This is a genomic window from Nitrospirota bacterium (assembly GCA_016180645.1).
Classification (GTDB): Bacteria; JACPQY01; JACPQY01; order JACPQY01; family JACPQY01; genus JACPAV01.
In genome coordinates this window covers 1-26,970 of record JACPAV010000044.1, presented here as the reverse complement: position 1 = coordinate 26,970, position 26,970 = coordinate 1, and the positions used below count along the sequence as shown (strand labels likewise).

Here is a 26,970-nt window from a genome sequence, read left to right as displayed (position 1 = left end):
ACCGACCGAAGCCCTCTCCTTGGTACTCGAAGCCGCCAATACACTTCTCGATGTCGGCCGTTCCACAGCCGGACTCCACCCAATCGCAAGATCCCATCGAGTCGCACGAGTAGAATTTGCTGTACAACCAGTTGCAATCGGACCCGTCGTTCGTCGTGCATTTCTGTTCGAATCTGTAGCAATATGACCATGATGGAATCGCCTCTGACAATTCTTGACGGTCATTCACGGTACAAGTTTCGCAGCGCAATGGACCGTTATTGGTCGCGCACCGCGTCCACACGGAATCATTCGAAGTCGATACATGTTCCCCGATAATGGGCGGCATGTCCTGCCCCGCCATCTTCCTCACGGGGGCCCTTCCGGCGAGATCCGGTCTCGTTTTCTTCACGACGGAACGAGGCAGTTCCTGCGCCGAACTCCATGCGGCGGGATCGTCTACATTGACCCACGAGGGAGGGGAGTGTTCCAGGCACGCTTCCGTCTCAACGATCATCTCCACGAGATAGGACCCTTCTGAAACTGGGATGGCCATTTCGTGATCACCTCCGCCCCACGCCATTTCGGTGGCCAGAATGGATGAGTCGGGCTCCGTTGTACGCCATACGGCCCGAACGGATCGGACATCGTCGAAGGGAATGACCATGACCGGCAGGAGGCCCCCCTCCTCGGGACGGTGATTGCGGATGACGGCCATATGTTTCAGCCGCTCGCAGGGAGCTCCGGCTCCCAACGAGGCCGGGGCCGCCCTGATCGCGCCACGGCCGGCCCCGCCACTCCTCTCCGGAGCACCGAACGTGGGAGGTGAAGCGAAGTCGCACGCGGGGAAGTCGGCGATGAAGACCACTGGATCCGCTTCGGCGGGATTGCCGACCCGATCCATAATCGAGACCTCCAATGTGTGCGTTCCGGGGGCCACATGGGTCGTGAACGATGTTTCCGCCCCACCCCGCTCCGCTGGGGTCACCTCCCGGCCATCAAGAACAACCTGAAGGCTGCCGGGATCGACGCCGGTCAGGACGTCCGAGTAGCCCACCCGCACGAAAACCTCGTCCGTTTCGCGGACCGAACCCGGCGCCGGCTGGTCGATCACGACGACGGGTGGGGTGCGGTCGATCAAGAAGGATACGGGAGTGGCTTGGGCGTAGCTTCCCGCCCTATCGCGGACGGAGGCATGGACCGTGTGTGCGCCCTCCGCGATCGGATCAATAATGATGACACTGGAAAGGTCCGTGGGGAACAACGGCGTGAAATCCACCCCATCCATCGTGATCTGGAGGGACGAAAGGTCCACTCCCCCTCCCTCCGTCTCGTCGATGTAGGCCACCACGATGGCGAACTCGGTTTGGTTCGATTCGAATCCGTCGGGCGGGTAGACAATGCCAATGTAGGGCGGAAATGTATCCACCTCAAAGGAAGCGGATACTACCGACCGGTTGCCCAGATCGTCGCGGACGGCGATTTCGAGGGTGTACCGGCCGTCCACAAGCGGGAGCGTGAAGGACGAATGGCCGTTCGGGGTGGGGGAATCGACGATGCCGGGCACGCCGTTGAGGGAGAGGGTGGCGAACATCGGAGAAATGTCGAACGCTTCGCCCTCCACGAGGACTTCGCCGGTGGAGAAGATTTGGCCATCTTGGGGACTGTGGAGGGTGAGAACGGGCGGGGTGGAGTCGACGAAAAAGGAGACGGGGGCGGAGACGGCTGAGTTGCCGGCCCGGTCGCGGATGGAGGCGAGGAGGGTGTGGTTCCCATCCAGTGGCGTGAGCTGGAATTCCACGAAGTCGGGGGCGACGAAGAGCGGCGTAACATTGACGCCATCGAGGGAAATCATGAGGGTCGACAAGTCGACCCCTACGCCGGAGTCGAGATAGGAAACCCGAACGGGGATGGTGGAGTCGCGAGTGCGGAGGCCCGAGGCGGGGAAGTTCAAGACGATCTGGGGGGGCTGGGTGTCCAGCGTGACGGCGCGGGAGACGGGGAGGGAGTCGTTCCCGGCGAGGTCGGTGGCGGTGACGGTGATGAGGTTGGGACCCTCCGCCAGACCGACGGGCGTGGTGAACGTGAGCGGGCCCGGCGGGCCGGAGCCGCGCGACGGAAGCGTCCACGTGTAGCTCTTTCCCGCGCCGTGGGACTTGAACGCGGGGAAGAAGGCGTCGATCGTCGCCTGGGGGTCCAGGGCAGCATGGAGAAACGCCTCGAAGCCGGATCGATCCAGATGCGTATACACCGTCACCCTCGGCCCGAAGCTCGTGGAGAGCAGCGCCGCGTTCACGTCCCGATCGACGTCCGCCGGAACCCGGGCGCGGTCGCCCGTCACGAGTCCCAGCGACTCCGGAGAGAGCGCGGCTTCCCGAAGAAAGACCGTTCCGGGCAGCGGCAGCACCCCCGCCGGGCCGGGAATCTCCTTGTAGTTCGTCTCGCCGATCCGAAGGGGCGAGTTGCTCATGAGGTACGCCTCGGGGAGCTTCAGGTTCACGCCGATCAGGTTGTCCATCCGCACCGCCACCCGGCTGTCCGCCTGAAGCCACCCGCCGCTTGACCCGGCGTCCAAGACCTGCGTCGCCACTTGGACAGCCACGCTCACGGGGTAGTTCGCTCGAAAGCCTTCGATCGTGCGGTCAAAGAGAAGCCGCGTCGGGTCGGAGACCCGACCGGACAAGGTGGCGCCGGCGGGGTCATAGACCATCTCGAACCGGTAGGTCGTGCCGGGAAAGAAGGACAGGGAGGAATCGCTCTGTTCGGAAATCCGCCCCTCCGATGTGACCGCCCGCAGCCACACACCCTCGACCCAGGAAGACAACGGGTTTTCCCCCGCCTCCGGCGCGGGAGAGGAGGTTTCGACTCGGAAGCCGAACTCGCTCATCCGGCCCGGTGAGAGTTCCGTCGCATCGCCCAAGCGGAGTCCGAAGAAGCCGGTGCCCTGCAAGGCATCGAGCGCAAAATCGACCGAAACGGTGAACCCCTGGGAGGTGTCGAACGGCTGCATCATGCCCGGCGTCATCGCCAGGCTGTTGCCCTCGCTCCCGACCGGCTGAAGCCCCGTGTCAAACAGGACCTGCCCATCCTGGGCCGCCATGACGCCCCCGCTGCCGGCCGTATGGCCGCGGAACCAGTCGCCGGGGATGCCCTCGTCGAAGGTCTCGCTCAGGTCCCGCTCCGGGGCGTAGTTCAGGTACGGGGGATCGGTAAAGCCGGGGACGACAGAGATCGGCTCGGCCACCACGGGCTGGAGCGGAACGGGCACGCCGTTCACGAATACTTCTCCCGGCTCGTTCACGGCGCCGCGAACCAAAAGTGCTGGGTTCCGAGTCCTCAGTCCTGAGGCTGGATCAAAGAGGGATAGGACGGGGGGGATGGTGTCGACGGTGAAGGAGACGGGTTCGGCGTCGCCGCCGTTGCGGGCGCGGTCCGAGATGGAGGCGGTGAGGGCGTGGGGGCCGTCGGAAAGGAATGTGGAGATGGAGAGGAACGTCGTCATGGGGTCATCTGCGGAGGACGAGTCCCCGGGGACGATGGAATGTCCATCCACCAAGACCGACAGAGTGGCGAGGTCCAGGCCGGAGGAGGGTTCGGGGTCGTGGTAGGTGACTTCGATGACGGGCGTTGCGGAGTTGACGTAAGCATCCGGCGCGGGGCGGAGGATCTGGATGGTCGGCGGGATGTTGTCGAAGATGATCGTGAGGGTGCGCATGGTTCGGTTGCCGGCGGCGTCCTCGGCGAGAAGAGTGAGAATGTTCGCTCCGTGAGCGAGGGAAGTGTCAAAAGTGAACGAGTGATCAAGTGGAAGAGTGACGGACTGGGAATTGATTGTGAGGGTGGACTTCTCGGAGAGAGTTCCGGTGATCTGAACTGATGGAACGGGGCTGACGAATCCGTTTTCGGGTGAAAGGGCGGTGAAGGTGGGTGGAGTGGTGTCGATGGTGATCGTGCCGCCATCGGTCGTCACGGAATCGATCAACTTCTCCTTGCCGGTCTTGGAGTCCACGCGGACGTAGGAGGAGGCGACGGTGTAGGGGTACGTGCCGTCGGGGAGGGTTTGGCCGGAGTTGCTCTTGCCGTCCCATGTTGCAGAGGCAGAGACGGCGGAACGAGATTGCTTCGCTCCGCTCGCAATGACATGGAAATCGGCGGAGAGGTTGCGGACGACCCGGCCGGCTAATGGATCGAGGATGCGAGCTTCGACGCGGAAGAAGAATTCCTTGTGGGACTCGCCCTGCGCCTTCAGGCCGTCGATCGGGCGGACGGTGCCGTCGACGGTGATCGAGTTCTGATCGTATCTTCCATCTCCATTCGGAGAGAATGGATCGGGGGCGTCCGAGACGGAGACGATCAGGAGCTTTTCAGGGGCGTCGGGGTCCGCGTGAATATCTTTGTGTGTGTTAGAGGCCGTGCCAAACCCGGGACCGCCGATGCCGGCCTGAAGCGACGAGACCAGAAAAAGCACGGCTGCCGGCGGCGCGAATCGGATTTGAATTCCCCTGTATCCCTTCACGAAGGGCTGTTTCGCAAATCGCCCGCCAAATGTCAAGTCTTTTCGTCACAACGTGAGCACGCGGCAGGCCGAACGCTCAGGCGGATTGAGATTGACGTCTTATCGGGTCAGGCTGCGGGAGAGGCCCTACTTGATCGGCGTGGCTTCGTCGATCAGCATGATGGGGATATCGTCCTTGACGGCGTACTTCAGCTTGCACTTGTCGCAGATGAGGCCATCTCCCTCTTTCGTGAGATGGATGTCGCCCTTGCATTTCGGGCACGCCAGAATCTCCAGAAGTTTCGGATCCAATGCCATGCGGTACTCCTTCCTTGCGCCTGTCTTACACCAGTTCGCCGATCTTGAAAATCGGCAGGTACATGGCCACGATGATCACGCCCACCGTTGCCCCGAGAAACACGATCAGAAGCGGCTCCAAAATGCTCGTGAGACCGGCCACGGTCACGTCCACCTCTTCCTCGTAGTAGTCCGCGATCTTTCCCAACATGCTTTCGAGTTGGCCCGTGTTCTCCCCCACCTGGACCATTTGCGCCACCATCGGCGGGAACAACTTGTCCTTGAACATCGGCTCCGAGAGGGTCTTCCCTTTGGACAATTCATCCCTTAATTTCATCACGGAGGCCTGAACGATGAGGTTGCCGGACGCCTTCGACACGATTTCAAGGGAGTCCATGATGGGAAGCCCGCCGGTCACCATCGTGCCGAGCGTCCGTGCAAAGCGGGCCAATGCGATTTTCCTGATGATTGTGCCGAAGATCGGCATCCGCAAAAGAATCCTGTGCACCTCTTTCCGGAACTTTTCGTTGCGGAGGCCGAGGATGAAAGCAAAGACGGCGCCTCCCGCGGCCGCTCCAAAGAGCACGAAATGGTCGATCAGGAAATGGCTCAATCCGATCACCGCCTGTGTCAACGGGGGCAGCTTACCGCCCAGTCCCTCGAAAATCCCTTCGAATTTCGGGATCACGTACACGAGCATCAGGGTCATCACGCCCACGGCCACGAAGACCACCACGGCCGGATACATCATGGCCTTCTTCACCATGCTCTTCAGTTTCACCATTTTTTCGATCTGTATGGCCAGCCGAGTGAGCACGGTGGGCAGCGCGCCGCTCTGCTCGCCGGATGCCACGAGGTTCACGTAGAGGTGGTCGAACACGCGTGGATGCCTCTTCAGCGACTGCGCAAACGTCGCACCCGCGGAAACGTCGGCCTTGACCGCCGTGATCACGCCCCGGAAATACTTGTTTGGCGTCTGGGCGCCCATGATTTCCAAGGCTTGCAGGATGGGAACGCCCGCGTCGATCATGGTGGAAATCTGGCGGGTAAAAACGGCGAGATCCTTCCCCGTAACCGACCCTTGGAACAACTTGATGTTCTTCAGCGCGGCGAATGCCGACTCTTCCGCCGTGATCTTGGTCACTTCGATGCGGCGACGGCCGAGCAGATCGCGGGCCACTTCCGCGCTCGGTGCTTCCATGGAGCCCGTCGTCATCTGCCCTTGCACGGTACGGCCCTCCCAAGCAAACTTAGCCATGCGCTAGGCCGCCTTCCCTTTCGCCTGCGCCATCTTCACCTGGTTCACCATCTGCTGAAACTCATCATACTCCGGCGAGACCGACATCGCATCCTCCAGCGTAACGGTGCCCTTCTGCCACAGCGAAATCAGCCCCTGGTTGAAGGTCATCATGCCCATCTTGGCCTGCCCGAGCTGCATTTGCGAGTAGATTTGGTGAATCTTGTTCTCCCGGATAAGGTTTCGAATGGCGGGATTGGGAATCATGAGTTCCATGCACATCGCCCGCCCCACCCCGCCGGCCTTCGGCAGAAGCGACTGGCACATGATCGCCTCGAGCACGAACGAGAGTTGCGCCCGGACCTGCGATTGCTGGTACGGCGGGAACACGTCGATGACACGGTTGATCGTCTGCACCGCCGTGTTCGTGTGGAGCGTGGCGAATACGAGATGCCCGGTTTCGGCCACTCGCAACGCCGCCTCAATCGTCTCCAAATCGCGCATCTCGCCGACCAGAACGACATCCGGGTCCTGCCGGAGGATGTACTTGAGCGCCTTGCCGAAGCCCTCCGTGTCCGAATGAACCTCGCGCTGATTCACAAGACAATTCTTGTGCTGGTGGAGGAACTCGATCGGATCTTCCAGCGTGATGATGTGGTAGTGATTCTCCGTGTTGATCTTGTCGATCATCGCGGCGAGCGTCGTCGACTTTCCCGATCCCGTCGGACCCGTCACCAGAACCAGCCCCCGCGGCTTGTTGCACAGATCGTTCATGATGGGTGGCAGTCCGAGTTCCTCAAAACTGAGCACCTGATACGGGATCGCGCGGAACACGCCGGCCACCGCGCCGCGTTGCACGAACAGATTCGAACGGAACCGGCTCAGACCCTTGACGCCGAAAGACAGGTCCAGTTCATTCTCCTCCTCGAACCGTTTCTTCTGCGCGTCGGTCAGAATGCTGTAGCAGAGCTGCTTGGTATCCGTGGGCGAAAGCGACTCCATCTTGAGGGGGTACAGGTTTCCATCGATCCGGAGTTGGGGAGGGCTGCCCGTGGTCAGGTGGAGGTCGCTGGATCCCTTCTCGACCATGATCTTGAGGAGTTGATGAAGCGTGACCATGACTCAATCGGCCAGCGTAACGCGGAGAACTTCTTCCATGGTCGTGGTTCCTTCCAATAGCCGCTGGAGAGCGGCCTGACGGAGAGATTTCATCCCCTCCTTGATCGCCTCGCGTTTGACTTCCGTCGATGCCGCCCCTTGCAGTATGAGCTCCCGCAAGGGATCGCTGAGCGGCAGGAGTTCGTAGAGCGCCAGCCGGCCTTTGTAGCCCATCCCATTGCACGCGCGGCAGCCTTTGCCTTTGAAGGCCGCCACTCCATTCAATTTCTCCTTGGGAATGCCGAGCTGCCCAAGTATTTCCGGTGAAACCTTTTCCGGCTCTTTGCACTCCTGGCAAATCTTGCGGATCAAACGCTGGGCGCCCACCAGGTGGAGCGTCGATACGATCAGGAACGGCTCGATACCCATGTTGAGAAGCCGGGTAACCGCGGTGGGCGCGTCGTTCGTGTGCAGTGTGGAAAGCACCAGGTGCCCCGTGAGCGCCGCCTTGATAGCCGTTTCCGCCGTTTCGTAGTCGCGGATTTCGCCGACGAGAATAATGTTCGGATCCTGACGCATGAAGGCCCGGATGCACGCGGCAAACGTGAGGCCGATGTCCTCATTGATCTGCACCTGGTTGATTCCGGAAAAGTTGTACTCGACGGGATCTTCGGCCGTGAGGATGTTCCGGTTCACCTTGTTCAGCTCCTGCACCGCCGAGTACAGCGTGGTGGTTTTTCCGGAGCCGGTCGGCCCGGTGATCAGCACCATTCCCCACGGCTGCGCGATGGCCTTCTTGAAAACGTCCAGGTGCTCCTTCTCGAATCCGAGCTTCGTCATGTCCACCTGGAGGGCGTCCTTGTCCAACAGACGCATGACGACCTTTTCACCGTGCACGGTCGGAATCATCGAGATACGAAAGTCGATCTCGCGGTTCTGGACGCGCATCTTCATGCGGCCGTCCTGCGGGAGACGCCGCTCGGCGATATCCATGTTGCTCATGATCTTGAGACGCGACACAATCGCGGCCTTGAGCTGAATCGGCGGCTGAATTTTCTCGTGAAGGACGCCGTCGATGCGGTAGCGGACGCGGAAAATCTTCTCGTAGGGCTCCACGTGGATGTCGCTCGCCCCCAGCCGCACGGCATCCGAGATGATGTGGTTGACGAAGCGGATGACCGGCGCCTGCTGCGTGGCGGCCCGCAAATCGGTGAGATCGATCTCCTCGACATCCTTGACCAGCTCCATTTCATCCGCGCCGACTTCGGCGATGACGTCCCGGATCGTTTCCGATACGAAATAGTGCCGCTCGATGGCCTCCTGGATTTGGTGGTCCGGCGCCACCATGGGCTGGATGTTGAGGCCGGTCAGAAAGCGAAGTTCGTCCTTCAACGCGATGTTGGTGGGATCGCTCATGGCCACGGTCAGCGTGGCCCCCTCCTTCTTGATGGGCATGAGGCGGTTCTTCTTCGCGAAGTCACGGGGGACCGTCTTGAGAATACCGCCATCGATCTTGACGTTGTGAAGATCCACCGAGGGCACGCCGTATTCGCGGGACAGGAATTTGAGAAGGTCCTCCTCCTTGATGAACCCGAGCTTCGTGAGGCTTGATCCCAGGCGGCCGCCATAGGCTTTTTGTTCTTCGAGCGCTTTCCGGAGCTGCTCCGGGCTGATCATCTTCTCTCGGACAAGCAGGGTCCCGAGTTTTTCTTCAACGGCCATTCGATGAATATTACGATCACACCGTGAGTGGGTCAAGCTCAATCGGAGCGGGAACACGCGGTGACGGGTGCCGGGAGTGCACGCGTTGAAATTCGGAGGCCGAGGAGTATGCTTTTGAGCATGACCCAACCGTTCACGCTGGCCGATGAGGTGCGCCGCTCGTTGCGGGACCGACCGGTTCAGCGGCTGGCCACCACCAAACTCTGCCGGGCCGCCGTGCTCCTGCCCATTCTCTCCCTCGAGGATCAGCCGCATATCCTTTTCACCGTGCGGACGGATACGGTCGAACACCATAAAGGGCAAATTTCTTTCCCCGGCGGCGTGGCCGATTCCACGGACGTGCATCTGACGGACACCGTCCTCCGCGAAACGGAAGAGGAAATCGGTGTGAAATCGGCGGACATCGTCATTCTCGGCCGGTTGGACGATCAGCCGACCCCCTCGGGTTTCTGCATCAGTCCGTTCGTGGGTTGGATCAAGAACGGAGCGGCGGCGCGTATCCGCTCGGAGGTGGAAATCAGGGAGATCTTTACGGCACCCATCGCGGCCCTGCGCAATCCGGCCATCTATCACGAAGACCCGCCCGTGCATGTCGATCTCTACACGTTCACCATTCCCCACTATCAATTCGGGAGTTACGACATCTGGGGCGCCACCGGTCGCATTCTGAGGCAATTCTTTGATGAAGGTCTCGTGGAGGACGCCCCTCGCTAGCGCAATTTCAAGAAAGGAAGGAAGAATGAAACACCTGCTGCAAACAACTCTGCTGCTCACCGTGCCGCTCCTGATGGCCTGCGGAGAGGATGCCTCCAAGTCCACAGCCGCGGCATCAGGCGGGTCCGCCGTCTCTTCAGCGGCAACCGGAGTTCAGGAAGCCGACGTCAAGGACACCGGGAAGATCGATCAGACCCTCTCGGGGCTGTCCCAAGCCGCCTACGGCTCCAAGGAAGCCGCGGCCGGAGCCGAGGAGATCACCGCCGACTTGCTCGAAACGGTACACTTTGGACAAATCAAGAGCAGCATCGATCCGAACGAAATCGCGTCGATCGGCGATGACTTTTTCGGCATGTCGGGAGCCCCCCGACGCCTCCTGCGCCGCTCTCTCTCCCGTCAGACCTCCGGCCCTTGCCCCACCACGGTCAACAACACCAGCGGCTCGACTGTCGATGTCCAGATCAAGGGCGGTTGCACGACTCCTGAAGGGTTTCGTGTCGAAGGAGCACTCCTCATCCAGGGGACGTCCGATCTCACCAAGGGCGATGCGGCGATCGGCATGAAGTTCGATGGGCTGACGCTCACCTCGGGCGACGCGTTCGGTGCGTCGTTCACCGGCCAAGGCCTTTTCACCTCAACCGGGCTTACGGTGGGCACCTCCTCCTTCACGGCCAAGGGAGATCTTTCCCTCACGACGGAATTGACGGTCCTGGGCAAGAAGGGAAAGTGCGCCATCGAGGATCATGCCTCGATCTCAGGGAGCAGCTCGACCGTTCAGTTCGACGAGAAGAGTAGCGATATCTGCGAGGGCGGCGATGGGGGCAGCCAGGATATCTACAGCGTCAAGGGCTCCGCGGCGCAGAATTCCGACGGTACCGCCACCGTCAACGCGACGGGCGAGTTCGTTCATTACGACGAAGATGCCAAACAAGGCGCCAAAGGCAAGGCAACCGTTGAGCTGAAGGACGTGGTCATCGATCCGGCCAAATGCGGCGAGGACGAGCCGGCCAAATCTGGAAAGATCATCTTCACCGGCACGACCCCCGTCACCGTGGAGATCACGGGGTGCGGAACGTACAAAGTCGCCGGGGCCGCCACGGGCACCACGGTCGGGACCACGTCATCCGGCACGACCACAAGCACGACGAAGTAAGACCACAATTCATGAGGAGAGGTGGCTGAGCGGCCGAAAGCACCCGCCTTGACCGGAAGGAAATGGAGGCCAGGAGGGCCGACTCCATTGCCGGATAAGGCGGGCCATGGAAGGATGGGCGAGATAGACTGGAGACGTTTCCGATGGCCTGCACAGTTTCACGGAGAGGTGGCTGAGCGGCCGAAAGCACCCGCCTTGAAAGCGGGCGTCCTCTTACGGGGACCGGGGGTTCGAATCCCTCCCTCTCCGATACGCGAAGCGTATTCGGAGAGACCTCCATGGAGCGCAGGATGCGCGACAACTTTGGGGATGAACAAATTGCAGGAGAGCCATTTGTTGATCCCTCCCTCTCCGCTGCACGATTCTTCGCCGCGCCACGGAGGGATCGGCCTCGTCAGGCAGGAGGCCGGAACGAAAAGCCCTGGACCCTCTTTCCTCATGAACCACAGGAGCGTCCCCGACGAGATTTGAACTCGTGTTACAGCCTTGAAAGGGCTGTGTCCTAGGCCAGGCTAGACGACGGGGACCGAACGGAAGACGAGAAAGTAGACTCCCCTCCTGGAAAAGTCAACGAGCCTGCCGGGGACGGTGCTGATGAGGCTGGCGAGAATCGAACTCGCGACCCCCTGCTTAAAAGGCAGATGCTCTACCGACTGAGCTACAGCCTCAACACTTCTCTACTTGGCCGCTGCAAGTCTACCCGCGATGGGCGGCGTCCTGCCGCGCCACGTCGGTGCCGCACCATCCATGGCTGGTACCGACTGAGCTACAGCCTCCCCGCCCCCGAGGGGGGCGCGTTACACGTCGCACGTTACTCGTGATACGTGGGGGGCAAGACTACCATCCTGGACTAGTGTGGGCAACCTGAGCGCGGGCAGCTTCCCGTCGAACTACGGCTCGACGACCTCGAAGCCCATTGCACGGGCGGCCTTCGCCAGCGTCCGATCGAGGTTTAGCCTCGGGACCTGAGCGGGTTTGTCAGGGATCCGACACGGAGAATTCACCAAACTCCAAGCGCACTTTTGCTTGACCGCTCAGCTCGGCAGCAGGTTCTTGATGCGCGAATACGTGGAGACGCGGTCGCGTCCGGTGTTCTTCGCGTAGTACAAAGCCTTGTCCGCCCGGTCGACCAACTCCTTCGAGCTCCGGGCGTCGTGCGGAAAGGCCGACACGCCGATGCTTGCGCTGAGTTGCACGACTCCCTTCCCCGCCACGCCGAGTTCCGCCACCGGGAACGAAAGCTGCGATACCTCCCGGCGAATTCGGTCCGCAAACCGGGCTCCCTCCTTCTCGACGGTGTTCACGAGGATCGCCCCGAACTCCTCACCGCCGTAACGGGCGATGGTATCGATTCGGCGTGTGGAACTCTTGAGCTGCCGCGCCACTTTCTTGAGCACCAGATCCCCGGCCGCGTGGCCGAACGTGTCGTTCACTCTCTTGAAGTGGTCCAGATCCATGAGGAGGACCGTGAACTCCTCTGGGAATCGCTCCACGCGGTCGATTTCACGCTCCAGGGCCTCCAAGAAGTAGCGCCGGTTGTACAGCGTCGTCAGACCGTCCGTGAGCGATTGCATTTCCTTTTCCCGGTAGGACTTCGAGTGCGCCACGGCGAGCGCCGTCTGAGAAACAATATTGCGCAGGATGTGCAGGTCGCGCGCATCGAGGTAGTTCTTTTCGTACGAGCCGACCAGCAGTGCCCCGTGACATTGCTCCTTGAGATTGAGGGGAAGGCACGTGAAGGATCGGATCTCCTCCAGCCGAACCTCATCCCCAAGGAGCGCCATTCGGTCGTCCACGGTAAATTTTGGGAACGGCTCCTTATGATCGATCGTCCACCCGATGATCCCTTCTCCTGGGCGGATGACGATCGGCTCTCCCTCTTCCTGCGCGTGGCCACGGGAGCGGCCCTGAATGAGTTTCAGCCCGATGGGATGATAGATCGCGATGCGCTCCGGAACCGTCTCGTAGATCGCCAGGGCGACCACGTCGCACTCCAGAACGCCCTTGACCACCTCGCCCACCGCCTTGGCGATCTCACGCGGGTTGAGGCTCGAGCTGATCCGTTGCGACGCCTGGTTGAAGGTCGAGAAAACGATTCCCTCCTGATGAATGTACTGCATCGATTTGAGCGTTCTCACCGCGTGCGCGGCATACGCCCGGCTGAGTCCCATGAGCGCATCCTGCTGGCTCTCGAAGGCGTCCCCTTCCAGCGAATCCAGCACGATGAATCCCGCCACTTCCTCATCCACCGTGACCGGTGAACACAGCAACGATCGCACGGGCGGCGGCTCGGTGTAGTACTGGAGCACGTCCGGCGATTTTACATCGGGGATGTACAGGTTCTTCTTCTGGTTGTACGGCCAGGCGAAAATGCTGTCCCGCAAAGGGATCGGATGGCAGATGTCGAGATGGTTGCCCGCGGATTTCCATTTCCGGAGCCACACGGACTCCCGCGTATTGTCCACCATGAACACCGCCGCCGTGTTCGGCTTGAGCTTCTCGAAAAGGTAGTTCGTCAGTTCCTCCAGCGGGCGATCGCCGTCACTCAAAATCGCCACCAGATCCCGCTCGCGGCTGCTTTTCGAGATCTTTTCCAAGGCGTGGCGGCCGTTTCCGGGTTCCGTGAACCTCAGGAAATCGAAGAATTGCGCCTCCTTCTCGAATGCGCGGAGGCGGATCTGCGAGGCTTGGCGCCCTTTCCTCTCCTGGTGAAGGAAGAATCCCGGCAGGAAGGCGAACGCCACGGTCATGAGCTGACGCACCACTTCCCCCGGGTAGTGCGCAGACCATGTTCCCGCCGCCCAATCGTGCACATGCTCCATGCCGACGACAAACCCCGCCAGGCCCAACACGACGGGGACGCTGAAGACCGCCGATCCGAACGCCATCGCCAGATAGAGAACCGGATAGAACGGGCTTTCGAAGCCTCCGAGCGCCTGGATCATGACACGCATGCTGATCCCGAGGCCGGCCGCCTGGTCGATCTGCCCGGCCCAACTTGGATGCCGATCTTTGAGGTAGCCAAAGAGCTGGTAGAACGACAGAACGGAAATCAGCACCAAGTAGAACAACGTGGGGTAGGTGAGACGGCTGGACGCATCGTAGTAACCGAGCGCCCAGAGGACCGCGCCGCCCAGGCTCAGGACGCCCAGATGATGCCGGAGAAGGAGTTTCATCGCTTCAGACCCCCTATCGGTGACGACCCCGCGGAAGCATACCCGCAATGAAGAAAAGGCCCAAGAAGGCCGCCGCCGCCGCGCCGAGCGCTGGGAGGACCGGTATCGGACCTACCCTCAGGCTGCTATCCATCACGTAAAGGACCGTGCTCGATCCCAAGAGGGCCGCGATCACGATCCCAAGGCCCAAGCCATGCGCCGCGCGCTCCTGCCGTTTCAGGATCCAATCGCGGTCCCGATCCGACACGTCCACGCGGATGCCGTCCGTCAACGCCCGGTTCGCGAACGCGCGAAATTGGTACGGGAACTGGCCGGCCATCTTGAGATACGTGCGGCCCAGCACCAACGCTTCTTTGCGCAGCATCTCCGGGTCCAATTGCTGTTGGACGAGGTCCTTGGTGTACTTCGATCCCACCTCCAGGACGTCGAACTTCGGGTCGAGCGCCCGGCCGATCCCCTCGATGGTCACGAGCGAACGCGCGAGCAGAAACAGATCCTGCGGCACGCGAATCCGGTACTTGAACGCCAGCCCAAACACCTCAAGAAGAACAATGCCCACGTTAAGCTGCGAGAGGCTGAGTCCCATGTGCGGCAATACCGTGTTCCGGATGTCTCGTTCGAATTGCGCGATGTCCGTGTAGTCCCGCGGCTGGCAGAGATCGAGAATTTCTTCCGCAATCACGCCGAACTCCTGTTCCATAAGGCCGACGAAAATCATCGCGATCCCGCGGGTCAGCTTCTTGTCCATCCGCCCCAACACGCCGAAATCCAGCAGAGCCACCTCACCCTGCCGCGTCACCAGGATGTTCCCTGCATGGAGGTCGCCATGAAAAACGCCGTCCTTCAAAACCTGCTTGATCACAATGTCCGCCCCCAGCCCCGCCAAAGCCACCGGATCCAGGCCCCACTGGCGCAGCGTTTCGAGGTCCGTCACCTTCACGCCGTCGATCCTCTCCATGACGATCACCCGCCTCCCGCTCAACTCGCGGACCAGTTTGGGGATACGCACCATCGGCATTCCGGTAAAGTTCGCCCGGATGGTATCCATGTTGTTCGCTTCCAGGCGGAAATCCAGTTCACGGCGCATGGCCCGGCTGAACTCCTCCACCACGCCGGCGGGATTCAACACCTCCAGCGCGGGGAAATACTTCATGAGGAGATCGGCGAGGAGCGCCAGGATTTCCAAATCCAGTTCGATCGTTTTCTCGATGTCCGGCCGCTGCAGTTTGACCACCACCCTCTCACCCGAGGGGAGGACCGCGTCGTGAACCTGGGCGATGCTGGCGGAGGCGATCGGCTTCTCCGTGAAAGTCGCGAAAACTTCTTTCGCATCCTTTCCCAATTCCGCCAGGAAAACCGGCTTCAATTGGTCGTACGGAAGCGGATTCACGGCGTCCTGAAGACGCTGGAACTCCTCCACGAACCCCGGCGGCACGAGGTCCGGCCGCATGCTGAGCATCTGCCCGAGCTTGACGAAGGTCGGTCCCAACTCCTCCATCGCCTGCCGGATTCTCCGCGGAAGAGGAACGGCTTCATCCTCGGAGGACAGGGCGCGGAGAAACCGACGCCGAAGGGGGATGAATTTCGCGAGTGGACTGGTTTGAAAGAACTGGCTCAACCCGTGTCGGGAGAGGACCGCCACGATCTGGCGGAGACGTCCAAGACTCTTGTACGTCCGGTGGAGGGTCAGGAGTTGGTTGAGATCCATCCCACACCCATCCTTGGTGTTGTAGCGGCCTTCCAGTGCATCGCTTGATCCAGCAGCATATAATACTAACACGATGCGTCAAGCAAATGAAGCAAGATCGCCGGGGCCGGGCGCGCTCTACGTGGTCGGAACTCCGATCGGAAACCTGGAGGACATTACTCTGCGCGCCATCCGGATTTTGAACGAATCCGACATGATCCTGGCCGAAGACACGCGTGTGACTCGGATTCTTCTCGACCGCCACGGCATCCGAAAACCGATGGTCAGCCTCCACGCGCACAATGAGGCCGCACGGATCGATGAAGTTCTGGACTGGCTCGATGCCGGACGAAAGCTCGCCCTCGTGACGGATGCCGGCACCCCTGCCCTATCCGATCCGGGAGCGGCGCTCGTTCGAGCCGTTCGCGACGCCGGGCATGCCGTCCACCCCATCCCCGGCCCTTCAGCCATCACGGCCGCGCTCTCCATCGCGGGTCTACCCGTTCCGCCTGCAACGTTCCTTGGGTTCTTCCCTCGGAAGCGGGTCGACCGCAGGAGAATTCTCGACCACCTGAACACACGCGGAGGGACGTACGTTTTCTTTGAAGCCCCTCATCGAATCGCCAAGACATTGCGGGCCCTCGTGGCCGAAGCGCCCCGCCTCCACGTGGTCCTCGCGCGCGAGATGACCAAAATTCATGAGTCGCTCTACGAGGGTACGCCGGCCGAGATTCAGGCCGGCCTGCAACCCGATGAAATTCGCGGCGAGATGGTGCTCATCCTCCACGCCGCTGCGTCGATGGCTTCGCCGCCCGAACAATCCCCTGCCAACGCCACAACCCGCCCCCGATTTGTGACGAGATCCGACCGGTGGCGCTGACCGGCGCGCTGTCATTCCTGGTCCTCACCATGGGGCCGTCGCACACCGCCCACGTGGACGCCGCCCTCTCCGCCAAGCTCCAACCCCCTCCGGGGACGGTGATCGGAACGGCATGGAGGCCGGCACCGGGACGGCGAAGTGAAGCGGCATGGGATCTCCGAGCCGCCCTCAAACCTTTTGACGGCCTCCCCAAGTTCAGGAGCGGCGACGACCCCGCTTGGTCTTCGCCCTCGTACAATGATTCCGAGTGGGCGGAGCGGGATGCGGCAGCGGGTTGGCCCTCCCTCGCCATCCCGTTGCGAGGCGAGCGCATCGGGTGGTACCGGCTGCGATTCGACTCCGACCCCATTCTTCCTGGCGTCGATCCCGCCGTGTATCTTGGAAGGGTGGGCCAAAGCGACGAGGTCTTCTTGAATGGCGTCAAGATCGGGGGCGAAGGGGAACTGGGACAAGGATTCGTTCAGGCATCTTGGACCGAGAGGGTCTACCCCTTGCCTCGCGAGCTTCTCTATTCTGACCGGCCAAACATCCTGGCGGTCAGAGTCATGAACGTTTACGGCTCGGGCGGCCTGTTGGACTCGGACATCGGCGTGGGGGACTTCAGGTCGCTCCGGCTGGTCAAGGCGGAGCGCGAGAGCGCCCGGAAACAATTCGAGGGCGTCTTCCTGACCTTGACGGTGCTCCTCCTCCTGCTGATTTCACTCCTTCAATCAAGGAACCCCCAGCACCTGGACTATCTCTATTGCGCGATCCTGTTGCTCGCCTATGGCGGGGCGTTTGCGATGGACAGCCAGCTTGCATACGACGCGGGCTTGAAAACGCACGGAATTCAGAAGCTCGTGTTCATCCTGTGGTTCCTCACGGTGGGCGCGGGTGGGATCTTGGCGGTCCGCGTATTCCAAGCGCCCCTGAAAACGATGGCTCGCATCACCGCCGGAGGTTGTGTGCTCCTGTCCCTTGTCGCATGGTTTCGCCTTGACCGGTACTCCGGGGAGATTCTGATGCTCTCGCTGCCCTTGTACTTGCTGGCCGCGGTGGTCTCCCTGGCGGCGAGCGTCAGAGGCATTTTTCTCCGCTACGCCGGCGCGTGGGCGGTGCTGACCGGTCTGGCGGTGCTCTTCACCGCCATCGGAATCGAGTGGTGGGGCGCCTTCGGCTACTCCTCCATCCTCTCGAGGGTGCCGGCCTACCCGACCGATTTCGGTGTGGCGGTCATGATGATCTGCATCATGTACACGATGGTGGCCCGATTCAGAACGGCCCGCGCGACCATCCAGTCGCTTTCCGCCCGCGTGATGGAGGCTCATGAAGAACAGAACCGGAAGCTGGCCCTGGAGTTGCACGATGAGCTTGGCCAGGGACTGACGGCTCTGAACTTGGATCTGTCCTGGCTGGAGCGACACCTCGCCCAGGGTGAAGCGCCCCAGCAGAAGAAGGTGAAGGGGATGACGGCGGTGGTGCAGGATCTCATCCGCGCCGGCCGCAGGATTTCCACCCAACTCAGGCCCAGAACGCTCGACGACCTCGGTCTGATCGCCACGCTGGAGTGGTATGTCCGCGACTTCCAGGAGCGGACAGGCGTTCAGTGCAACCTCCGGACACCAATCGAAGATCTTCCCCTCGATTCGCATACGTCCACCGCCATTTTCAGGATCACCCAGGAAGCGTTGACGAACGTGATCCGGCACTCCGGCGCGACGGCCGTGGACATCCGACTCGATGCGACGAACCGCCGGCTTACACTGGAAATCGTCGACAACGGACAGGGGTTCAAGGAGTCCGGCCGTTCGGGGTCCACTTCCCTCGGCATCCTGGGAATGCGGGAACGAGCCGTGGCGCTGGGTGGTGAATGCGAAGTGGAGGGAAAGCCCGGCCATGGGACCCGGGTTTGGGTGAGAGTCCCACTCCAAAACTCGTGAATTTCACTTCCCCTCGGGAAATCCGCGTCTTGATTGCGGATGACCATGCCGTTGTGCGTCGCGGCCTCAAGGAACTGCTCGAGGAAACACCGGGGATACGCCTGGCGGCCGAGACGGCCGGCGGCGATGAACTGCTCGCCGTCCTTGGCCGCACGCCTTGCGACGTGGTGGTCTTGGATCTTTCCATGCCGGGCCCCGGCGGGCTGGAGGTCTTGAAAAGCGTCAGGAGGGCCCACCCGAAATTGGCCGTCCTCATCTTCAGCGTCCACCCGGAGGAAGAGTATGCCGTGCGGGCCATCCGCGACGGCGCGGCGGGATACTTGACCAAGGAAGCGCCCTTCGATGAACTCATCGAGGCGATTCGGAAAGTGGCGGACGGGGGAAAATACATCCGGCCATCCGTGGCCGAACGACTGGCAATGGAAATAGAGTCCGGAGGGCCGAAGGCGCCCCACGAACGGCTCTCCAACCGGGAGTTTGAGGTCCTCAAAATGATCGCCTCCGGGAAAACCGTCTCGCAGATCGCCGGGGAACTCTCCCTGAGCGTAAACACCATCAGTACCCTTCGCGCGCGGATCCTGGAGAAAATGAACCTGGAGAACAATGCCCAACTGATCCGCTACGCCCTCGACCACAAGCTGGTGGAATAGCCTATGCTTGGAAACGCCATCGTTGCCGGAAGGGATCTCCTGGTAGGCGCACCCTTCACGGGTGCGTCTTCGGACGCAGGCTGAAGCCCCGTGCCACGGAGGGTACGGGGCCATGATATGTCGCCGCGCCCAGGATGGCGCGGCATGGACCATGGCCTGCGGCTACCGCAGAGATAGGTTTTCAAACAGCGTCTAGTCCGCCCTGTAGTACAAACCGCTACATCCCGCTCACAGTTTCGACTATTGGCAAACGGCCGGCCTTCGTTATGCTGCTCCCCACGACAACATGGAGTCACGGGGATCCCTCGCTTCAGCCGGGCCCCGTAGAGTGCGAGAAAAAAAGACTCGCCCGGTCTCCATAAGGTTTGCACTCCATCAAGTCGGGCCTCCAAGTCTATATGCCCCGGCCCCTTCGCTCCCCCGTATCCTCGCAGGGGGTCGGGGCGTTTCTCAGGTTGATCGCTTGCGTCGGGAGAACTCCCTCCCCTTGGTTCTTCTTTTCGCACTTGCCCTCCACGGAGCCACCCCCGCGTGGGGGCTTGACTACGGGACGACGCCGAGACCCGATGGCGTTTCATATCGTCATCCCCGAAGCGCAGCGGAGGGGACAACTCCCAGCGGTCAAGGCGGCTTTGTCCGCGCACTCGACGCCCGCACCACACCCGCCGGCATCGCGGTCCACAAGTTCCACTTCGGATTCTTTCAGCAGGACGCATTCGTGGGCGACTACGAAAACCACCGGCTCATCGAGGGCGGTTATTCCCTCACGCTGAGCCCGGCCGTTCCCGGTTTCTCGGCGGCCTACGCCAGACTCCTCAATCGCACGGAATGGGCCGTGGGCTGGGAGGCGAGGCGTGACACCACGCGCATCGAACACCCCAATCGACGGGCACAAGATTTGACGAACGAGTCCCTGGGCGATTTCTCGCTGGGCGCGAAGATTGCGCTGCGTGAGGGAGACCGTTGGACCGCCTCCGCCGCCTTCCGCGCCCGCGCCCTGGCGCCGGAGGGCACCGGATTCGTTGACCCAGCCACGTTCAGTCCCGACCTGATGGTTCTCAACTCCCTTTCGTTCGACCGATTCCGTCTCCATTTCAACGCAGGCTACCGGCTGGACAACACGATCGAAGTCTTCGACGTGGCCGCGAACGATCCGGCGCCGTCGCGGTCCACCCGTCTCTCGCGCGGGGTTCTCACGGAGGACAGTTTCCTCCTCGGAGCCGCCGTGGAATCGGACTTGGGTCGCAGACTGACGGCTTTCCTCGAAGGGTTCATGTACTACGATGAAGACGGCCGGGCGCTGGACAGCAGAGGCCGGATCGTCGATATCGGTTTCGGCGGCAACCCCATCTGGCTGACACCCGGTGTGAGGGCGCAGGTGACGCGCCGGGTCCTGGGCGAGGTGGCTGCGGACCTGGGCGTCCTCTCCGGGGATTTTCCGGGTGAGGATGAAGTCGTGCCGGCTTGGAGAATCCTGATCGGAATTTCGTTCCTCGGGTTTCCGGCCGAGGTGCTGCGTGAAGCCGCGCCCACGGTCGTGGCCCCCACGCCCGCGATTGTGGCTCCTGCGCCCGCCCCACCCTCCGTCATTCCCGCGGAGGCGGGAATCCAGTCTTCTCTGCCGACCGTCGAGCCGCCGGCGGTCGAGGTCACCAAGGAGAAAATTGTCATCTCCGAAACAATCGGGTTCACAACCGGCCAGATGGAGATTCTGCCTGAGTCCTTCCCGGTTCTGGACGCGGTGGCCGGCGCGCTCCGGCAGCATCCGGAGATCAGGGTGAAGGTGGAGGGGCACACGGACAGTTTGGGCAATCCCGCCACCAACCTCCGTGTCTCCCAGGCCCGGGCAGAGGCCGTGGCGAAGTACCTGGTGGAAAAAGGAATCGATGCCTCCCGGCTGGAAGCCAAGGGCTACGGCGACACCGCGCCGATCTCCGACAACTCGACGGTGGAGGGCCGGATGGTCAACCGCCGCGTCCAATTTACGATTGTGGAGGCGGGACGGTGAGAAGCGCGCAGAAGTTCCCGGTAGCCGCGGGCTTTAGCCCGCGTCCACAACGCAGCCTGAAGGCTGCGACTACCCGGAATGCGCACTTCGCACTTCTTCTCTTCTTTGTCGGCTGCGTGGGACGCGTCGAGAAGACCGGCGAGTTCGAAAAGACGCTTCTCTTCGATGCGACCGCCGAGTGCGTCCCTTCCGTCGTCTCGCTCGATCTCGAATCGAACGCGGCGGCCCTGCTCCAGACCGCCGAAAAGGCCGGCCCGCTCTACATGAAGGTGGACGCGCCGAGCGAAGAGGGCGTGCGGGCGGCCGCCGCGCGGCCCTTTATGGTGGTCAACCCGAACGCCGCCCCAGCCCACACGCCCAACGAGGCCCTTCTGGCGAGCAGGAGGCAGACTACGAGCAGCCTGCCCGAAGGCCTCCTCCCCGCCGACATGGTGGCCGTGTGGGACGTGGTCTACCCGGCGGACGTTCTGACCGATCTCGATGCCGCCCTCGCGTCCAGTCAGTCCCCCCCATCCCATTCAGATGGCGTGGTAGCCGCACCCTTTACGGGTGCGTCTTCAGACGAGATGGTAGCCGCACCCTTCATGGGTGCGTCTTCAGACGAGATGGTAGCCGCACCCTTCATGGGTGCGTCTTCAGACGCAGGCGTAAAGCCTGCGCCTACCCCTCACCCCTCACGGGCGCCCCGCCGAACTCCCGAGCCTGAGGTCGCGGCCGCCGTTGGTCTCGTGGCTGAACGATCCCGCCTCGCGCGCTCCGGCGAGGAGAAGGCGTGCATCGAAGACAAACACTCCGCGCTCCAGGTTCTGCAATCCAGGTTGAATTCCACCGTTTCCGGACCGGCGGCCGACGAACTTGTGCGCCGCAGCCGCCTCGCCCTCGGCGCGGCCCTTCAATGCGGCGCGGGTGTCGGGGAGGATGCCGTGACCTGTGTCGATGATACGTCTCGAACGGGCGGGCCCGTTGCCAAAGCCTGTCTCCACTACGAAGTCCAGGCCTCTTTGAAGGAGACAACAGAGACCCAGTCCTCCCTCGTAGCGCCCGCCTTCAGGCGGGCGATTCCCGTCCGGGTGAACCCGGACGCTACGAAGAGAAGGATCGGGGAAGCAGCCACAATCGTTCCCCCCGCCATCATCCCCTCCTCTGCGGAGGTGACCAACCGCGTCCTCTGCGTCCGCGCCGGAGCCGAAGCGATGCTACAAGCCGCCCGCCGGGGGGGGGACACTCTCGGCGTGAAATGCCTGGGCATGGTCCTCTCCGAACTCGAATCCGCCGAGAAGTACCTCCTCGCCGGGCCACGTGACGAGGCGCGTAGGGAAGGACCTTCAGGTCCTCCCTCTTCGGGAGCAGCCGAGGCTGCTCCCCTACAGGAGTCAAGAACGGGCGAACTTGGTCGCCCAATAGACTCCCCCAACCCGGCCCTCATTCGTCGCGCGGACGAACTCGCCGGCAAGGCCGAATCCTGCGTAGCCACCCCTCAGGCGGCGGACGAGCCGCCGGCGGGCCTGAACGTCGCTCTGTTCACCAAGGGCGATGATCCAAACGCAGAACCCATTTCCCTCATCACGGCCCGCGTGCCATCCCCAACCCTCGGCGGCCCAAGTCTGTCCGCGCCGGTCGAACTCGCCAGCCAACCCGAAACCCAGGACAAGGCCACGCCTACCCTCGTCAAGATCGCCGTGGCCGTCGCTTCCGTTCCGGAGCCGATCGTCCTCCCACAGGAACTCCAGCCGATTCCGGATCTCCCTCCGGACGTCCTCCTCCCCGAGCTTCCGCCCCAGCCGACGTTCCAGGACCAAGTCAAGGAGGCGGTCAAAACCGCCCTCGATCCCGCCACGCCTCCCCCCAGCCGGGAAGAAACCCAGATCGCCGCCAACGTCATCGCGCAGAACTTCAGCGCAGCGGTGGAAGAAGCCACGGAGGAAGCCGTGCCCGTGGACGAAACGCCGCCGCAGACCGCGTTTGGGAAAACGCCGTTACTCGTGACACGTGACTCGTCGGCCGTATTCGAATTCTCCTGTTCCGATTCTTCCGTAGGGGCGGTGTCTTTAGACCCGCCCTCCTGCTCCTTTGAATGCTCCCTGGACGGCTCCCCTCTCCCCTCCCGCTCCGTCATTGCGAGGAGTCTTCGACGAAGCAATCTCAACGGCGAAGCGCCGGGATTGCTTCGCTTGCCACTCTGCGAAGCAGGGCTTCGCTGCGTAGCACGAGCCGCTCGCGATGACGACTCCTTCTCCCCCTGCACAAGCCCGCTCGTCCTGAGCTTGTCGAAGGACGGCTCGCATTCCTTCTCCGTCCGCGCCACCGACGCCGCTCTCAATGTTGACCCCTCCCCGGCCACGTTCACTTGGACGATCGACACCACCGCGCCAGAGACGACCATCACCAATCAACCCTCACCCGTCAGCGGCTTCACCACCGCCGCGTTCGAATTCTCGTGCTCCGAGCCAAATTCTTCCCCCGCCGCGCCGGTGCGTAGGGGCGGGCTGCCTACTCCGCTGAAGCTGCTGCGAAGGCTGGATGCCCGCCCGCAAGCAGGGAAGGACGTATCCCGTAGGGGAGCATCTTTAGATGCTCCCTCCGATTCGGGCATATCCCGTAGAGGAGCATCTTTAGATGCTCCCTCCGATTCGGGCATATCCCGTAGAGGAGCATCTTTAGATGCTCCCTCCGATCCGGGCATATCCCGTAGGGGAGCATCTTTAGATGCTCCCTCCGATCCGGGCGGATCTGAAGATCCGCCCCTACGCGAAGACGAGCAACAAGCGACGAGTGACGTAGGGGCGACGTCCACCTCGCCCGCCTGCACCTACGAATGCTCCCTCGATTCCGCCGATTTCTCCCCCTGCACCCCTCCCTATTCTTCCCCGAGCCTTGTCGAGGGGCAGCACACCTTCTCCGTCCGCGCCACCGACGCCGCCGGCAACCTTGACGACTCCTCGGCCACCTACAAGTGGTCCATCGACACCGACGTGCCGGATACCGCGCTGATCATCATGAGCGCCGGACAACCGGTGCCCAGCGGTCTGGTGCTGAACAAGCTGAAAGCCTCGATCACCTTCTCTTGTTCCGACTCCTCGCCGACCTTCATCGCCCCTCCACGTAGGGGCGGGCTGCCTACTCCGCTGAAGCTGCTGCGAAGGCTGGATGCCCGCCCGCAAGCAGGGAAGGACGTATCCCGTAGGGGAGCATCTTCAGATACTCCCTCCGATCCGGGCATATCCCGTAGGGGAGCATCTTTAGACACTCCCTCCGGTTCGGGCATATCCCGTAGGGGAGCATCTTTAGATGCTCCCTCCGATCCGGGCGGATCTGAAGATCCGCCCCTACGCAAGAACGAACGACGGGGAATGAACGACGAGCCTTGCTCGTTCGAATGCTCCTTCACCATCACTTCACCCACCGAATCGCAAACCACCGACTACGAAGCCTGTGAACCGCCCCCCAGCGACTATGAGAACGACGAGAACGACTTTGGCGCCATGGGGGAAGGCACCTACACCATCAGGCTCCGCGCGAAAGACGCCGCCGGAAACGTGGACCCCACCCCGGCCTCGCTCACGTGGACTGTCGACAAGACGCCGCCGGAAACTGCGTTTGGGAAAACGCCGTTACTCGTGACACGTGACTCGTCGCACGTGTTCGAATTCTCCTGCACCGATCCGGTAGCCGCACCCTTTACGGGTGCGTCTTCGGACGCAGGCGTGAAGCCTGCGGCTACCTGCTCCTTCCAGTGCTCCCTCGACTCCGCCGACTTCTCCTCATGCGTAAGTCCGCTCGTCCTGAGCTTGTCGAAGGACGGCCCCCACACTTTTTCCGTCCGCGCCACCGACCCCGCCGGCAACGTAGACCCCACCCCAGCCTCGTACGAGTGGAGCACCGACACCACGCCCCCGACCGCCTTCATCGACGCGAACCTCCCCGACAGCTCCGCCATCGATCAATCCTGGGCCAAGTTCGCCCTTTCGTGTTCCGACCAGGCCGCAGAGAAGGGCGTATCCCGTAGGGGAGCATCTTTAGATGCTCCCTCCGGTTCGGGCGTATCCCGTAGGGGAGCATCTTTAGATGCTCCCTCCGGTTCGGGCGGATCTGATGATCCGCCCCTACGCGGCGATACGTCGCACGTCGAACGTCGCGGGTTGCGGGGCGACACTTGCACCTACCAATGCTCTCTTGATTCGGCGGCTTTTTCTTCCTGCACATCACCCATCGCTCATAACTCATTACCGGAAGGCGCCCACACCTTCTCCGTCCGCGCGACCGACTCCGTCGGAAACGTCTCGAAGATCGCCAAGCACACCTGGATGGCCGTCCGGATCGACGACACCGCCCCCGAAACGACCGCCGAGGCCGACGAGGACATGGTCAGCTTGGACGAAGAGATCACATTCGAGTTCTCGTGCGCCGAGGAGGTGAAGGCGGACGAAGCATCCTGCAAGTTCAAGTGCAACGCGGCGGACACGGAGTACATAGACTGCGCCTCGCCGTGGACGATCAAGTTCTCAAAACTGCCGTCCGGTTCCTCCGTGGACGGGATTCCCTTGGCGGTCCGCACCCACGTGGCCGTCAAGGCGATCAACAAGGACGGCTACGAAGATCCGACCCCGGCCGACATCGAGATCGTCGTCATCCCCACGCCGGAGTGCGGCAATCAGACGTGCGAACTGGCGGAATCGGTCCAGACCTGCCCGCAGGACTGCGATACCGCCGCGCCCGATACCTTCATCACGTCGAAGCCGTCCTCTCCCACCGCCGTGTCCTTCGACAAGATTACATACGATTGCAAGAGTCCCAACAACACCGCCTGCACGTTCGAGTGCTCCCAGGAGTCCTCCGATTATGCAGAATGCAGTCCAGAGGGTGCTTTCCTCTACTACCTCGGCAACGGCCCCCACACCTTCGCCGTCCGCGCGAAAAACTCCGCCGGGATCGCGGATGAAACGCCCGCATCGGTAAGCTGGGTTGTGGATATGTTTGGACCGACGTTCGCCGGATTGACCAGGGCCAATAAGCAGTCGGACGGCACTTCCGTCCTCCTCGGATGGGCGGAGGCGACGGACAACGTGAGCCAGCCCGCCAATCTGATCTACCAGATCTGCTGGAGCGAGACGAAGGGGCAGTGCGCGGCAAACTTCACATCCAACTACACCACCTTCGCCGGCGCCACGAGTCACACGGTTAAGGGCCTCTCCTCGACCGCCACGTACTATTTCACCGCCGTGGCGATAGACGAAGCGGGCAACCGGAGCGCCATCGCGCAGGAGACAGAGGTCAAGATGGCGGGCGGGATCATCACCACCGTGGCGGGAACAACGGGCGGCAATTCCGGCGACAACGGCCCGGCCACGGAGGCAAGACTGTGGAGACCCGGCGGCGTCGCCGTGGACCCGAACGGGATTCTCTACATCGCGGACACGGGCAACCACCGCGTCCGGAAGGTGGACCCGAGTGGGATCATCACCGCCGTGGCGGGGAACGGGCTACCGGGATACTCCGGCGACGGCGGGAAGGCCACAGAGGCATGGCTGTGGGCCCCTGGCGGCGTCGCCGTGGATCCGAATGGGAATCTCTACATCGCGGACACGGACAGCCATCACATCCGCAAGGTGGACACGAGCGGGAATATCACCACCGTGGCGGGGAACCCTAGCCTTCTAAATGGCCGCTACCAGGGTGCGTATTCGGGCGACAGCGGCAAGGCCACGGCGGCAAAGCTGAACATCCCCTCCGGCGTCGCCGTGGACTCGAACGGGAATCTCTACATTGCGGACACAGGCAACCATCGCATCCGGAAGGTGGACGCCACAACGCAGAAGATCACCACTGTGGCGGGGAACGGGCTACCGGGATACTCCGGCGACGGCGGGAAGGCCACAGAGGCATCGCTGTGCGCCCCTGGCGGCGTCGCCGTGGATCCGAATGGGAATCTCTACATCGCGGACACGGACAGCCATC

General features: G+C 62.2%; 14 protein-coding genes and 3 tRNA genes. 8 read left to right on the top strand and 9 right to left on the bottom strand.

Annotated features, from left to right (window positions below; translation table 11 throughout):
* The 5 genes from HYT87_18605 to pilB all read right to left on the bottom strand — a co-directional run.
* The coding region (locus tag HYT87_18605) for a hypothetical protein (protein MBI2061754.1) at positions 1–4,495 on the bottom strand (4,495 nt) is incomplete at its 3' end.
* 126 nt (positions 4,496–4,621) lie between these two features.
* A complete protein-coding gene (locus HYT87_18600; GenBank protein MBI2061753.1) occupies positions 4,622–4,792 on the bottom strand; it encodes a Trm112 family protein in 171 nt (56 codons plus the stop codon).
* A gap of 25 nt (positions 4,793–4,817) precedes the next feature.
* The gene (locus tag HYT87_18595) at positions 4,818–6,029 is read right to left on the bottom strand and encodes a type II secretion system F family protein (GenBank protein ID MBI2061752.1); all 1,212 of its coding nucleotides are present in this window, start codon (positions 6,027–6,029) and stop codon (positions 4,818–4,820) included.
* Positions 6,030–6,032: 3 nt separating this feature from the next.
* On the bottom strand, positions 6,033–7,127 hold the full coding sequence (locus tag HYT87_18590; GenBank protein MBI2061751.1) for a type IV pilus twitching motility protein PilT: 1,095 nt from the start codon (positions 7,125–7,127) through the stop codon (positions 6,033–6,035).
* A gap of 3 nt (positions 7,128–7,130) precedes the next feature.
* The gene (gene pilB / locus HYT87_18585) at positions 7,131–8,828 is read right to left on the bottom strand and encodes a type IV-A pilus assembly ATPase PilB (GenBank protein ID MBI2061750.1); all 1,698 of its coding nucleotides are present in this window, start codon (positions 8,826–8,828) and stop codon (positions 7,131–7,133) included.
* Positions 8,829–8,948: 120 nt separating this feature from the next.
* Here pilB and HYT87_18580 point away from each other — a divergent pair, with 120 nt between their 5' ends.
* The 3 genes from HYT87_18580 (at position 8,949) to HYT87_18570 (ending at position 10,944) form a co-directional block, all read left to right on the top strand.
* Positions 8,949–9,542 carry a CoA pyrophosphatase gene (locus HYT87_18580; protein ID MBI2061749.1) on the top strand — a complete coding sequence of 198 codons (594 nt, stop codon included), beginning with the start codon at positions 8,949–8,951 and terminating at the stop codon, positions 9,540–9,542.
* A 25-nt stretch (positions 9,543–9,567) separates the two neighbouring features.
* On the top strand, positions 9,568–10,695 hold the full coding sequence (locus HYT87_18575; GenBank protein MBI2061748.1) for a hypothetical protein: 1,128 nt from the start codon (positions 9,568–9,570) through the stop codon (positions 10,693–10,695).
* 162 nt (positions 10,696–10,857) lie between these two features.
* A tRNA-Ser gene (locus HYT87_18570) sits at positions 10,858–10,944 on the top strand.
* Between the two features lie 203 nt (positions 10,945–11,147).
* Here the strand turns inward: HYT87_18570 and HYT87_18565 are convergent.
* The 4 genes from HYT87_18565 to HYT87_18550 form a co-directional block, all read right to left on the bottom strand.
* A tRNA-Glu gene (locus HYT87_18565) sits at positions 11,148–11,222 on the bottom strand.
* A gap of 68 nt (positions 11,223–11,290) precedes the next feature.
* A tRNA-Lys gene (locus HYT87_18560) sits at positions 11,291–11,363 on the bottom strand.
* Between the two features lie 366 nt (positions 11,364–11,729).
* Positions 11,730–13,871, bottom strand: a complete 2,142-nt coding sequence (locus HYT87_18555; protein MBI2061747.1) for a diguanylate cyclase — start codon at positions 13,869–13,871, stop codon at positions 11,730–11,732.
* A 13-nt stretch (positions 13,872–13,884) separates the two neighbouring features.
* Complete coding sequence (locus HYT87_18550; protein ID MBI2061746.1) at positions 13,885–15,579, bottom strand: hypothetical protein; 1,695 nt, start codon at positions 15,577–15,579, stop codon at positions 13,885–13,887.
* Positions 15,580–15,652: 73 nt separating this feature from the next.
* On the opposite strand from HYT87_18550, the gene rsmI reads away from it, so the two are divergent.
* The 5 genes from rsmI to HYT87_18525 all read left to right on the top strand — a co-directional run.
* Positions 15,653–16,438: a 16S rRNA (cytidine(1402)-2'-O)-methyltransferase gene (rsmI, locus tag HYT87_18545; GenBank protein MBI2061745.1), complete on the top strand. Its 786-nt coding sequence runs from the start codon at positions 15,653–15,655 to the stop codon at positions 16,436–16,438.
* Complete coding sequence (locus HYT87_18540) at positions 16,429–18,357, top strand: sensor histidine kinase (protein MBI2061744.1); 1,929 nt, start codon at positions 16,429–16,431, stop codon at positions 18,355–18,357. Before rsmI ends, HYT87_18540 begins: the two co-directional genes overlap by 10 nt.
* A complete protein-coding gene (locus tag HYT87_18535) occupies positions 18,288–19,007 on the top strand; it encodes a response regulator transcription factor (protein ID MBI2061743.1) in 720 nt (239 codons plus the stop codon). The genes HYT87_18540 and HYT87_18535 overlap by 70 nt, the downstream gene beginning before the upstream one ends.
* A gap of 487 nt (positions 19,008–19,494) precedes the next feature.
* Complete coding sequence (locus HYT87_18530) at positions 19,495–21,015, top strand: OmpA family protein (protein MBI2061742.1); 1,521 nt, start codon at positions 19,495–19,497, stop codon at positions 21,013–21,015.
* A gap of 4,304 nt (positions 21,016–25,319) precedes the next feature.
* A partial coding sequence (locus tag HYT87_18525) for a hypothetical protein (protein ID MBI2061741.1) occupies positions 25,320–26,970 on the top strand: 1,651 nt, incomplete at its 3' end.